This window comes from Streptomyces sp. HmicA12, from assembly GCF_000373565.1.
In the GTDB taxonomy this organism is placed as follows: domain Bacteria; phylum Actinomycetota; class Actinomycetes; order Streptomycetales; family Streptomycetaceae; genus Streptomyces.
This window is the reverse complement of sequence record NZ_KB891809.1, coordinates 56,272-68,934: the sequence shown is the minus strand read 5'-3', so window position 1 is coordinate 68,934 and position 12,663 is coordinate 56,272. Positions and strand designations below refer to the sequence as shown.

The following is a 12,663-nucleotide window of genomic DNA, read 5'->3' as shown; positions in this document are numbered from 1 at the left end:
GGCCCCGCGTCGGACAGCAGGGCCCGCCATCGGCAGATCCGGCGTCGCGTGCGGCGCGGGCGCGCCCGCGCCGCGGCGGAGGAGACCCGGCTGCGGGCGGAGGCGCTCTTCGCCCCGCGGCGGCCGTACGAGGGTGTGGAGCCGGCGCGATGGGACGGGCCTTCGGCGCGGGATCCCGTACCGAAGGCAGTGGAGCGGGTCCGGCCGAGCGCGCCGGCGGCGGTCGGGCTGAGCGCGTCGAAGTCGGTCAGGCCCGGCCCACGGGAGCCGGTCCGGCTCAGCCCTCGGGAGTCAATCCTGGACGGCGAACCGGAACCGGTCCCGGCCGTCGTCGGGCCCGAGCCGCCCGCGTCCGGGCCTTCCTGGCGGGAGCGCACCACTCTCGCCGTGCGCGACCGGCTGCCGCTGTGGGTGCAGACGCGGTGCGGTGTCGAGCGGCGGGGCGCCGTGGCGCTCGTCGTGGTCCTCTGCGTCGCCGCGCTCTTCGCCGTGCAGCACTTCTGGGCGGGGCGCACACAACCGGTGCGGGCGCCGGAGACGGTGCGCGCGGCGCAGCCCGCGGCGGCCGAGCCCGCCGACGAGACGGTTCCCGCGCCGACACCCGGACCCCCGCCGACGGGTGCCGCGGGAATCGTGGTGGACGTCAGCGGCAAGGTGCGGCACCCGGGGATCCATCGGCTGCCCGCCGGGGCGCGGGTGGCGGACGCGCTGCGGGTGGCCGGCGGAGTGCGCCCCGGCACGGACACCGCGGGGCTCAACAGGGCGCGGCTGCTGATGGACGGCGAGCAGATCCTGGTCGGCGCACCGGCGGCGGCCGTCGGCGCTGCCCCGCCGGGCGGGAGCGGGAGCGCGGGCGGAGGTACGGCCGCGGCGCCCACCGGGCCGATCGGCCTGAACACGGCCACGGTGGAACAGCTCGACACCCTTCCCGGCGTCGGCCCGGTGCTGGCTCAACACATCATCGACTACCGCACGGAGCACGGAGGTTTCCGCTCGGTCGACGAACTGCGCGAGGTCAACGGCATCGGGGACCGCCGCTTCGAGGATCTGCAGAATCTTGTCCGGCCATGACCCGTGCGACGGTGGAGGGGGAGCGAGTCGGGAGCGGGCCCGGCGTCGCCGGTCCGCGGGACGAGGGGCCGGTGGACCTGAGGCTGGTGCCGCCCGCGCTGGCGGCGTGGGTCACGGCGGCGCTGCTGCTGACGGCTCCGGGATGGTGGGCGGGCGCGGTGGCCGTGGGGTGCGCGCTCACCGGCTCGGGGCTCCTGGTGGCGGGCCGCAGGGGAAGGCGTCCCGCAGGAGCGCGGGACACGGGCACGCTCGAAGCCCTCCACCCCGGCGGCCGCTCACCCGGAGTCTGGCGGATCCCCGTCGCGACACTCCTCCTGTGCACCGCCGCGGCAGCGACCTCCGCGGGTCTGCACGGAGCCGATCTGCGGCGCGGCCCCGTACCGAACCTCGCGGCCCAATACGCCAGGGTGGACGTCGAGTTGGAGGTCACCTCCGACCCGCGGCTCACCCGGCCCCGGATCAAGGGGGACCACACCGCACCGGCCGCCGTGCTCATCGAGGCCGACGTCGTACGGGTGACGGCGCCGGACGGCGCGGTGCACCGGACCCGGGCCCCGGTGCTGGTCGTGGCGAGTGCGCTCCGGGTCGGTGGGGACGACCGGCGGGCCGGGCCGCGCGGCAGCCCCTGGCTGTCCCTGCTGCCGACCACCCGGCTGCGGATCAGGGGCGGGCTCGCACCGCCGCTGACGGACGGCGACCGGGTCGCGGCGGTGCTGCGCGTCGGGGCGGACGACCGTCCCGAGGTGGTGGGTGCGCCGAGCGGGCCGCAGCGGCTGGCCGGCACGCTGCGCGGGGGACTGAGAGAGGCCACCGAGGGGTTGCCCGCGGATGCGCGGGCCCTGCTGCCCGGCCTCGTCATCGGCGACACGGCACGGGTCGCACCGGAGCTGCACGCGGCGTTCCAGGCGACCGATCTGCTGCACTTGATGGCCGTGAGCGGGGCCAATTTCACGATCTTGCTGGCTCTGCTGATCGGGCCGGCCGGCACCGCGCACCTCGTCGAGAGACGGGGGCTCGCGCCCCGGGCCGGGTTCTCGCTGCGGACGACCGCGCTGCTCGGCGGGGTGCTGACGCTCGGCTTCGTCGTGGTGTGCCGGCCCGAGCCCAGCGTGCTGCGGGCGGCGGCGTGCGGACTGATCGCGCTGCTCGCCGTCGCCACCGGGCGGCGCCGATCCCTGATCCCCGCGCTGGCCACGGCCGTGCTGCTGCTCGTCCTGTACGACCCCTGGCTGGCGCGGAGTTACGGGTTCCTGCTGTCGGTGCTCGCCACCGGGGCGCTGCTGACCCTCGGCCCGCGCTGGAGCGCGGCGCTGCGCGGGCGCGGGGTGCCGGGGCGGCTCGCCGAAGCGCTCGGGGCGGCCGCCGCCGCGCAGGCCGTGTGCGCGCCGGTCGTCGCCGTGCTCGCGGCGCGGGTGAGCCTGGTGGCCGTGCCGTGCAATCTGCTGGCGGAGTTCGCCGTAGCGCCCGCGACCGTGCTGGGGTTCGCGGCGCTCGCGGCGGCTCCGGTGGCCATGCCGGTGGCGAAGTTCCTCGCCTGGTGCGCGGGTTGGCCCACCGGTTGGATCGCCGGGATCGCGCGCACCGGGGCCGCGCTGCCGGGCAGTGGCGTGGACTGGCCCGGTGGCTGGCGCGGCGGAGCGCTGCTCGCGGTCGGCACGGTGGTCCTCGTCGCCGTGGGGCGGAGAGTGCTCAAGTCGCCTTGGGTCAGCGGGGCTTGTGTGCTGTTGCTGCTCCTCCTGGTGGTGCAGCCCGCGCCGTTGGCCCGGGTGATCACAGGGTGGCCGCCGCCGGGCTGGCGCCTGGTGATGTGCGACGTGGGGCAGGGGGACGCGCTGGTGCTCGCGGCCGGGTCCGGCGCCGGGGTCGTCGTGGACGCGGGGCCCGACCCGGTGCTCGTCGACCGGTGTCTGCGCTCGTTGGGCGTCACCCGCATCCCGCTGGTGCTGCTCACGCATTTCCACGCGGACCATGTGGCGGGCCTGTCAGGGGTGTTGAGGGGGCGGTCGGTGGGGGCGATCGAGACGACGGGCTTCGAGGAGCCGGTGGACCAGGTCGCGTTCGTGCGGGGGCTCGCGAAGGAGCACGGGATCCCGATGGTCCGGGCCGCGGCGGGGGAGCGGCGCAGGAGCGGGCCGCTCGACTGGGAGGTGCTCTGGCCGCTGCCCGGGCCGGAGCCCGCCCCGGACGGGCCGAACGACGCGAGCGTCACGCTGCTCGTGCGCACCGGAGGGCTGACGTTGCTGCTGCTCGGCGACCTCGAACCGGCCGCGCAGCGCGCCCTGTCGAGAACCGGCGCGGGGGCCCGGCTGCCCGCGGTGGACGTCCTCAAAGTCGCCCATCACGGCTCGGCCTACCAGGACCCGGAGCTGTTGCGGCGGGCCGCGCCGCGGCTGGCGCTGATCAGCGTCGGAGCCGACAACCCGTACGGTCATCCGGCTCCGCGCACCCTGGCGGCGCTGCGGTCCCGGGGCACGGCGGTGTTGCGGACGGACCGGGACGGAGCGGTCGCGGTCGTGAGCGGTGACCCAGGCCGACGAGGTGGGCGAGCCGAGCAAGACGGGCGCGGGGGAACGGAGTTGGGAGTGGCGCATACCGAACCCTGAGGGCGGCGGGGGAAGGGCGTGGTGCGAGCGTGCGGGTGACTGTGTGCGGCCTGCGTGCCCGCTGTGGGCGACAGGGGTGCCGGGCGGGGGCCTACCCGTGCTCCAGAGCGTGCCGGTGCTGTTGCTACCGGTGAGTAGAAATGCCTCTGAGCTGGCGAAACGACAACCGGAGTGGTGAATTCGGGCCAGTCGTGGGCGACAGTGCACCTTCTCCTCCATTCCCGGGATGTGGGCCCGTGTTGCCTCGAAAGCCGCAACGGTGGTCGAATGTTTCTTCGTTGAAGATGTGACGGAAGTTGTCAAGGCGCACTGGGGTGGGTAGGTCATGTTCGGCCGCTGGCTGGGAAACCGTACGAACCGGGCTCAACGGACAAGTCCTTTGGCGGCGGTGACGATGCCGCCCAGTGCGGGCGTTCTCAGCTGCCGGGTCCTCGACCCGGTCAACGAGCCGGTGCGCGGCGCCGAGTTCGCGGTGACCGATGTGATGGGGCGCAAGGTGGTGAGCGGGGGGACCGACCCGTTCGGTTCGTTCATGGCGGCGGTGCCCGCCGGTGACTACCGGCTCGCCGTCTCGGCCGAGGGGTACGCGCCCTTCCGGGGTGGCGCCACCGTCGCCGAGAGCGCGCACGCCTCGCTCGGCGACGTGACGCTCCAGGTCGCCACGCCGCCCCAGCTGCCCGACGCGGGCGACTGGGAGATCGAGCCGATGCACTCCTCGATCGCGTTCACGGCACGGCACATCGGGCTCGCCCGGATCCACGGCCGGTTCAACACCTTCGCCGGAGCGCTGCGGGTCGCCGACCGCATCGAGCAGTCCGCGATGCACGTGGTCATCGACGCGTCGTCCATCGACACGAACGTGAAGATGCGCGACGACCACCTCAGGTCCGGCGACTTCTTGGACGTCGACCGCTTCCCGACCCTGGAGTTCTACAGCGAGCGCTTCGTGCACAAGGGCGGCAACCGCTGGGGGATCACCGGTGCGCTCTCCCTGCACGGCGTGACCCGCACGGTCACGCTCGACGCCGAGTACCTGGGCCTGGGCAACGGGATGGAGGGCGAGACCCGCGCCGCCTGCCGCGCCACCACCGAACTGCACCGCGACGACTTCACGGTCAGCTGGCAGACCATGCTGGCCCGCGGCATCGCCGTCGTCGGGTCCAGCGTCCGGATCGACCTCGACGTACAGATGGTGCCCAAGGAGGGCTGACCGGCGGCCGCCCCGGTGCGGAGCCGTCGCGCGCGTGCCCGAAGATGGTGGCGTGAGCGATGTGAGACACGTACTGGTGCTGCCCGACCGCGACGCCGCGGAAGAGGCCGCCGAAGCGCTCGCCGAGCGCTTCGGCGTGGCCGAGGAGCCCCAGCTGGTACGGGACGCGCTGGCCGGCGAGGACGACGCCGAGGACGCGCAGTGGCTGCTGGTCGTCGAGGACCCGCGGGGCCGACTCGACCCGAAGGAGCTCGACGCGTTCGCGGGCGAGTGGGACGGGTGGCGCGAGGAGCCCTAGGTGTATTGCCCTGTGAGGTTGGGGGCGGGGCTGGCGGGTGGTTGACCTTTCAGGGCGGTGTGTCCGCGGTGGTGATTGTAGGAGTGCAGCCAGCCGGGGTACGCCTCGCGTCGTTCGGTCTCCGTGCGGTAGGGCAGGGTGTAGGCCCACTCGTCCAGGAGGGTGCGGTTGAGGCGTTCGACCTTGCCGTTCGTCTGCGGCCGGTAGGGGCGGGTCCGCTTGTGGGTGATCTCGGCTGCGGCCAGGGCATCGCGCCAGTCGCGTGAGCGGTAGCAGGAGCCGTTGTCGGTCAGCACCCGCTGGATGGTGATCCCGGCCTGGGCGAAGAATGCCTGGGCCCGGGTCCAGAAGGCGGTTGCGGTTTCCTTCTTCTCGTCTGCGTGGATCTCGCTGTAGGCGAGGCGGGAGTGGTCGTCGACGGCGTTGTGCAGGTAGCTGCAGCCCACGCCGGAGCGGGTCCTGCGGCCGGCCCGGCGGCCCAGGGTCTTGTGGCCGCCGCCGTCGGGGATGTTGCCGAGCTTCTTGATGTCCACGTGCACCAACTCGCCCGGCGCGGAGCGTTCGTAGCGGCGGATCACCCGTGCGGTGGAGCGGTCGAGGTGAGCGAGGCGGGCCAGTTGCTAGCGGGCCAGGACCCGGTGCACGGTGGACGGGTTCAATTTCAGCAGGCAGGCGATGCGGGCCGGTCCCCAGCGGCGCAGGACACGGACTTTGATGATGCGCCGCTCGGTGCGGGTCGGGGTCCGGCCCGGGCTGTGATGCGGTCGGGACGAGCGGTCGCTCATGCCTGCCGCGCCGAGCGTGCGGTAGCGGTCGGCCCAGCGCCGGGCCGTGGTCGGCGAGACCTGGAAGCGTTCGGCCGCCCGCCGCAGCGGCCAGCCGTCCTCGACCACGCAGCGGGCCAGACACAGCCGTCCGGTCTCGGTCAGGGGTGCATCACGGTGGACCACGAGGGCCTTTCTGTCGGGGTAGATGTCGCAATCCACACCGAACCGGAAGGCCCTCACCCGTTCAAGATCCCTCAGCCGAGACCTGCCTCACCCGTCCACAACCCCCAGGACAGAACACCTAGCAGCTCCGAGCGGACGGGCCGGGTTGTCAGTGCCGCGTGGGATGCTTGACCGCGATGGCCAGGAAGAGTGCACACGATGATCCCCTCGCTCCGCTCACCGTCGCCGTGGGGCAGGAGGACCTGCTCCTCGACCGCGCGGTGCAGGAGGTGGTCGCGGCCGCGCGTGCCGCGGACGCGGACACCGACGTGCGGGATCTCGCCCCTGATCAGCTGCAGCCCGGCACGCTGGCCGAGCTGACGAGCCCGTCGCTGTTCGCCGAGCGCAAGGTCGTCGTCGTACGCAATGCGCAGGACCTGTCGGCGGACACCGTCAAGGACGTGAAGGCGTATCTCGGCTCGCCCGCCGAGGAGATCACGCTGGTGCTGCTGCACGCCGGTGGCGCCAAGGGCAAGGGGCTGCTCGACGCCGCTCGCAAGGCGGGGGCGCGGGAAGTCGCCTGCCCGAAGATGACCAAGCCGGCGGACCGGCTGTCGTTCGTACGGGCCGAGTTCCGCACGATCGGGCGGTCCGCCACCCCCGAGGCGTGCCAGGCGCTCGTCGACGCCATCGGGAGCGACCTGCGGGAGCTCGCGTCCGCCGTCACCCAGCTCGGCGCCGACGTCGAGGGGACCATCGACGAGGCCGTCGTCGGGCGGTACTACACGGGGCGGGCCGAGGCGTCCAGCTTCACCGTGGCCGACCGGGCCGTGGAGGGGCGGGCCGCGGAGGCGCTGGAGGCGCTGCGGTGGTCGCTGGCCACCGGCGTCGCGCCCGTGATGATCACCAGCGCGCTGGCGCAGGGCGTGCGGGCCATCGGGAAGCTGTCCTCCGCGCGCGGGGGGCGGCCGGCCGACCTCGCTCGGGAGCTGGGGATGCCGCCGTGGAAGATCGACCGGGTGCGGCAGCAGATGCGGGGGTGGACTCCGGACGGGGTTGCCGTGGCGCTCACCGCCGTGGCCGCGGCCGATGCCGGGGTCAAGGGGGGCGGGGACGATCCCGAGTACGCGCTGGAGAAGGCCGTCGTCGCCGTTGCGCGGGCCGCTCGGGCCGGGCGCAACCGCTGACTTTCGCCCCCGCCACCCCTTCCCGTCCCGTCCCTGGGGGCTGCGCCCCCAGACCCCGCTTATCGGCCTTCGGCCTCGTCCTCAAACGCCGGACGGGCTGGGTATGCCGAAGGCCCCGGCCAGGAGATCCTGGCCGGGGCCTTCGGTCACGCTTCATGTGAGCCGCACCCGCGTGGCGAACGCAGTCGTGTGCGGCTCGGGAGGCCGGTCGGGGGCGGATGAGAGAGGGCCCGCCCGGGTCCTTCCGGCTTTTCAGATCAAGAAAGAAAGGTTCAGCCCTTGAGGGACGCGACCTTCGAAGCAAGCGCCGACTTCTTGTTGGCGGCCTGGTTCTTGTGGATGACACCCTTCGAGACAGCCTTGTCGAGCTGACGAGCGGCAACGCGCTGGTACTCGGTGGCCTTCTCGACGTCACCCGCGGCAGCAGCCTCACGGGCCTTGCGGATCGCGGTCTTCAGGGAGGACTTGACGGCCTTGTTGCGCAGCCGAGCCTTCTCGTTGGTCTTGATCCGCTTGATCTGGGACTTGATGTTCGCCACGAAATGAGCCTTTGCAGGTTCAGGCACGGGGCCGGTAAGGGTCCCGTACCGATGATTTTCACTGAGTGTGCGTCTCGTGCTGAGAGGGCATGAGACACAGCTGCCCACGGTACCAGCCGTACTCCCACCGGCCCAAACCAGTCCCTGCTCCCCGGCCGTGGGACCATGGAAGCTACGTATCGTTCCCAACCGAGGCCGACCTGAGGCAAACGGCGCCTCAAGAGACAGGACCCTGCGTGCCCGCGACCCCTAAGAATGTGCCCGAGCCGAGCCGTACCGACTCGGATCTGATCCGCAATTTCTGCATCATCGCGCACATCGACCACGGCAAGTCCACGCTCGCCGACCGGATGCTCCAGCTGACCGGAGTGGTCGAGCAGCGGCAGATGCGTGCTCAGTACCTCGACCGTATGGACATCGAGCGAGAGCGCGGCATCACGATCAAGTCCCAGGCGGTGCGTCTCCCGTGGGCCCCGACCCACGACAAGAGCAATACGCACATCCTCAACATGATCGACACCCCGGGCCACGTGGACTTCACGTACGAGGTCTCGCGCTCGCTCGCCGCGTGCGAGGGCACGATCCTGCTCGTCGACGCCGCCCAGGGCATCGAGGCCCAGACCCTCGCCAACCTCTACCTGGCGATGGAGAACGACCTCCGGATCATCCCGGTGCTCAACAAGATCGACCTGCCGGCCGCCCAGCCGGAGAAGTTCTCCGAGGAGCTGGCGAACCTCGTCGGCTGCGACCCCGAGGACGTGCTGAAGGTCTCCGCGAAGACCGGCATGGGCGTCGAGGCGCTGCTCGACCGGGTGGTGGAGCAGATCCCCGCCCCGGTCGGTGTGCAGGACGCCCCCGCCCGCGCGATGATCTTCGACTCGGTCTACGACTCGTACCGCGGCGTCGTCACGTACGTCCGTGTCGTCGACGGCCAGCTCAACAAGCGCGAGCGGATCCGGATGATGTCCACCGGCGCCACGCACGAGCTCCTGGAGATCGGCGTCTCCTCGCCGGAGATGACCCCGGCCGACGGCATCGGCGTCGGTGAGGTGGGCTACATCATCACCGGCGTGAAGGACGTCCGTCAGTCCAAGGTCGGTGACACGATCACCTCCCTGCACAACGGTGCGACGGAGGCGCTCGGCGGTTACAAGGACCCCAAGCCGATGGTGTTCTCCGGGCTCTACCCGCTGGACGGCTCGGAGTACCCGGACCTGCGCGAGGCACTGGACAAGCTCCAGCTCAACGACGCGGCCCTGGTCTACGAGCCGGAGACCTCCGCCGCCCTCGGCTTCGGTTTCCGCGTCGGCTTCCTCGGCCTGCTGCACCTCGACGTGATCCGCGAGCGCCTGGAGCGGGAGTTCGGGCTCGACCTGATCGCCACCGCGCCGAACGTGGTCTACCGCGTCGACATGGAGGACGGCTCCGAGCACACCGTCACCAACCCGAGCGAGTTCCCCGAGGGGAAGATCGACAAGGTCTACGAGCCGGTCGTGCGGGCCACCATCCTCGCGCCGTCCGAGTTCATCGGCTCGATCATGGAGCTGTGCCAGACCCGGCGCGGCACCCTGCTCGGCATGGACTACCTCTCCGAGGACCGCGTCGAGATCCGCTACACGCTGCCTCTCGCCGAGATCGTCTTCGACTTCTTCGACCAGCTGAAGTCCAAGACCCGCGGCTACGCGTCCCTGGACTACGAGCCCACCGGCGAGCAGACGTCGAACCTGGTGAAGGTCGACATCCTGCTGCACGGCGACAAGGTCGACGCATTCTCCGCCGTCACGCACCGGGACCAGGCCTACGCGTACGGCGTGCGACTGGTCGCCAAGCTGCGCGAGCTCATCCCGCGGCAGGCCTTCGAGGTGCCGATCCAGGCGGCCATCGGCTCCCGGGTCATCGCCCGCGAGACCATCCGCGCCATCCGCAAGGACGTCCTCGCCAAGTGCTACGGCGGTGACATCTCCCGGAAGCGGAAGCTGCTGGAGAAGCAGAAGGAAGGCAAGAAGCGGATGAAGATGGTCGGCTCCGTCGAGGTGCCGCAGGAGGCCTTCATCGCGGTGCTGTCCAGCGACGACAGCGCCGGCAAGGGCAAGAAGTAGCCCTCGGCTCCCGATCCGCACCTGAGCGCCTGTCCGTCCATCGGACAGGCGCTTTTGTGTGGGCCCTGTGTGGGCAGGGGCGGTTGGGGTGCACCTTGCGCAAGTCGGGGGCCGGGGCCTCTTACGCGCCGGGCGGGTGACCCTTACTCTGATCACTGCTCAATGGTTACTCGCCAGTTAAACAAGCCGCGTTTCAACAGTCGCGGGCCCCGGAGGACGTCGTGAGCGACACACAGACCCTGATCGAGAACCGGCCGCCCTCCGTGGCGTCTCTCTTCCTGGAGCGCGTGGCGGCCACACCTGATGCCGAGGCCTACCGTTACCCGGTGCCCGCGGCCGGCGGTGCGGGCCCGGACGAGTGGAAGTCCTTGAGCTGGGCGCAGGCCGCGCAGCGGGTCTACGCCGTCGCGGCCGGCCTGGTCGAACTGGGCGTGCAGGCCGAGGAGCGGGTGGCGCTCGCCTCCTCGACGCGGGTCGAGTGGATCCTCGTCGACCTCGGCATCATGTGCGCGGGCGCGGCGACGACCACGGTCTACCCGCAGACCAACGCCGAGGAGTCGGCGTTCATCCTCTCCGACTCGGAGTCCAAGGTGCTCGTCGCCGAGGACGCCGCGCAGCTCGCCAAGGCGCGCGAGCAGCGGGCCGAGCTGCCCGAGCTGCGGCACGTCGTCGTCATCGACGCGACCGGCGTCGAGCCGGACGCCGCCGACCCCGACGGCTGGCTGCTCACCCTCGAGGACCTGGAGGCGCGCGGCGCCGCCTACCTGGAGAAGAACCCGGAGGTGGTCAAGGAGCGGGTCGGCGCGCTCAAGAAGGAGCAGCTCGCCACCCTCATCTACACCTCGGGAACCACCGGCCGGCCCAAGGGCGTGCGCCTCCCGCACGACAACTGGTCGTACATGGCGAAGGCGATGACCGCGACCGGGCTCGTGGGCCCGGACGACGTGCAGTACCTGTGGCTGCCGCTCGCGCACGTCTTCGGCAAGGTGCTCACCAGCGGTCAGATCGAGGTCGGGCACGTGACGGCGGTCGACGGGCGCGTCGACAAGATCATCGAGAACCTGCCCGTGGTGCAGCCGACGTACATGGCCGCCGTGCCGCGCATCTTCGAGAAGGTCTACAACGGGGTCGCGGCCAAGGCGCGGGCCGGCGGCGCCGCCAAGTACAAGATCTTCCAGTGGGCGGCCGGGGTGGCCCGCGAGTACGCGAAGGTCAGCCAGGACAACTTCCGCAGGACCGGCGTCAGCTCGGTGCCGTTCGCGCTCGCCTCCAAGCACAAGGTCGCCGACGCCCTCGTCTACAGCAAGCTGCGGGAGGCCTTCGGCGGGCGGCTGCGGGCCTGCGTGTCCGGCTCGGCCGCGCTCGCGCCGGAGATCGGCTACTTCTTCGCCGGCGCCGGAGTCCACATCCTGGAGGGCTACGGCCTGACCGAGTCGTCGGCCGCGTCCTTCGTCAACCCCGGTGAGGCGTACCGCACCGGCACCGTCGGCAAGCCGATGCCCGGCACCGAGGTACGGATCGCGGACGACGGCGAGATCCTGCTGCGCGGCCCCGGCATCATGGAGGGCTACCACAAGCTGCCCGACAAGACCGCCGAGGTCCTGGAGTCCGACGGGTGGTTCCACACCGGCGACATCGGTGAGCTGTCCGTGGACGGCTACCTGAAGATCACCGACCGCAAGAAGGACCTCATCAAGACGTCCGGCGGCAAGTACATCGCGCCGGCCGAGGTCGAGGGCCAGTTCAAGGCCGTGTGCCCGTACGTCTCCAACATCCTGGTGCACGGCGCCGACCGGAACTTCTGCACCGCGCTGATCGCGCTCGACGAGCCGTCGATCCTGGAGTGGGCCAAGGAGAACGGGCTCGGCGGGAAGTCGTACGCCGAGGTCGTGGCGGCGCCCGCCACCGTGCAGCTCGTCGACGGCTACGTGCAGGAGCTGAACCAGGGGCTGCAGCGCTGGCAGACCATCAAGAAGTTCAAGCTCCTTCCCCGTGATCTCGACATCGAGCACGGGGAGCTGACGCCCAGCCTGAAGCTGAAGCGCCCGGTCGTGGAGCGGACCTACAAGGGCCTGCTCGACGAGATGTACGCCGGGTCCCGGGAGGGCTAGCGGGACGCGCGACGACGAGGCGGCCCCTCGCTCCTAGGGGCGCCTCATCGAGCGCAACGTTTCCTCCATCTGGGTGATGTCGACACGCAGTCTGCTGACGTCCGGGTTCGGGTGTTCCGCGAGCTGGTGCTCGATCGACGACATGCTGGCCGCCAGCTCGTCGAACTGCTCCTGCTCACGGGCCAGCAGCCGCTCCAACTGCTGGTTCTTGCGGTGCAGATCGAGGAAGACGGTGACCTTGGCGCGCAGCACCCACGGGTCGAAGGGCTTGGTCAGGTAGTCGGCGGCGCCCGTGGCGTAGCCGCGGAAGGCGTAGCCGGCGTCCGCGTCCGTCCCCGTGAGGAAGATGATCGGGACGTCCTTCGTCTGGTCCAGGCGCTTGATGTTCGTCGCCGTCTCGAAGCCGTCCATGCCGGGCATCCGGATGTCCAGGAGGACGACGGCGAACCGGCGGCGCAGCAGGGCCTTCATGGCCTCCTCGCCCGAACGGGCCCGCACCAACGGTTCGTTGAGCGAGCCCAGGACGGCTTCCAGCGCGACCAGGTTGTCCTCCATGTCGTCGACCAGGAGGATGCTGGCCCGCTCCGCTGACGTGGCTTCTGCAGTGATCATGGTG

At 71.4% G+C, this 12,663-nt stretch carries 9 protein-coding genes and 1 pseudogene; 7 read left to right on the top strand and 3 right to left on the bottom strand.

Features of this window, described 5'->3' with window-relative positions:
- The first annotated feature begins 48 nt into the window (after positions 1 to 48).
- The 4 genes from B072_RS0118220 (at position 49) to B072_RS0118205 (ending at position 5,182) form a co-directional block, all read left to right on the top strand.
- Positions 49 to 1,071, top strand: a complete 1,023-nt coding sequence (locus B072_RS0118220) for a helix-hairpin-helix domain-containing protein (RefSeq protein ID WP_018531399.1) — start codon at positions 49 to 51, stop codon at positions 1,069 to 1,071.
- Positions 1,068 to 3,674, top strand: coding sequence for a ComEC/Rec2 family competence protein (locus tag B072_RS0118215; RefSeq protein WP_018531398.1), 2,607 nt, complete (start codon positions 1,068 to 1,070; stop codon positions 3,672 to 3,674). Before B072_RS0118220 ends, B072_RS0118215 begins: the two co-directional genes overlap by 4 nt.
- 325 nt (positions 3,675 to 3,999) lie before the next feature.
- Entirely contained in the window at positions 4,000 to 4,884 is an 885-nt protein-coding gene (locus B072_RS0118210) for a YceI family protein (protein ID WP_026245987.1), read from the top strand.
- A gap of 52 nt (positions 4,885 to 4,936) precedes the next feature.
- A complete protein-coding gene (locus B072_RS0118205) occupies positions 4,937 to 5,182 on the top strand; it encodes a hypothetical protein (RefSeq protein WP_026245986.1) in 246 nt (81 codons plus the stop codon).
- On the opposite strand, the pseudogene B072_RS43410 reads toward B072_RS0118205, so the two are convergent.
- Positions 5,179 to 6,132 (bottom strand): annotated as a pseudogene (locus B072_RS43410) (IS481 family transposase). The gene B072_RS0118205 and the pseudogene B072_RS43410 sit on opposite strands and share 4 nt — an antisense overlap.
- Before the next feature lie 176 nt (positions 6,133 to 6,308).
- Between B072_RS43410 and holA the strand changes: the two are divergent.
- Entirely contained in the window at positions 6,309 to 7,298 is a 990-nt protein-coding gene (gene holA, locus B072_RS0118195; protein WP_018531393.1) for a DNA polymerase III subunit delta, read from the top strand.
- 272 nt (positions 7,299 to 7,570) lie between these two features.
- Here the strand turns inward: holA and rpsT are convergent, their stop codons facing one another.
- The gene (gene rpsT / locus B072_RS0118190; protein ID WP_018531392.1) at positions 7,571 to 7,837 is read right to left on the bottom strand and encodes a 30S ribosomal protein S20; all 267 of its coding nucleotides are present in this window, start codon (positions 7,835 to 7,837) and stop codon (positions 7,571 to 7,573) included.
- A gap of 236 nt (positions 7,838 to 8,073) precedes the next feature.
- Here rpsT and lepA point away from each other — a divergent pair, with 236 nt between their 5' ends.
- Together lepA and B072_RS0118180 are read left to right on the top strand one after the other, a co-directional pair.
- The gene (gene lepA / locus B072_RS0118185; protein WP_026245984.1) at positions 8,074 to 9,936 is read left to right on the top strand and encodes a translation elongation factor 4; all 1,863 of its coding nucleotides are present in this window, start codon (positions 8,074 to 8,076) and stop codon (positions 9,934 to 9,936) included.
- Positions 9,937 to 10,157: 221 nt separating this feature from the next.
- Positions 10,158 to 12,047 (top strand): AMP-dependent synthetase/ligase, encoded by a 1,890-nt coding sequence (locus tag B072_RS0118180; RefSeq protein ID WP_018531390.1) that lies wholly within the window; start codon positions 10,158 to 10,160, stop codon positions 12,045 to 12,047.
- A gap of 33 nt (positions 12,048 to 12,080) precedes the next feature.
- Here B072_RS0118180 and B072_RS0118175 read toward each other — a convergent pair whose 3' ends face one another.
- On the bottom strand, positions 12,081 to 12,656 hold the full coding sequence (locus tag B072_RS0118175; protein WP_043244264.1) for a response regulator: 576 nt from the start codon (positions 12,654 to 12,656) through the stop codon (positions 12,081 to 12,083).
- Positions 12,657 to 12,663: the final 7 nt, after the last annotated feature.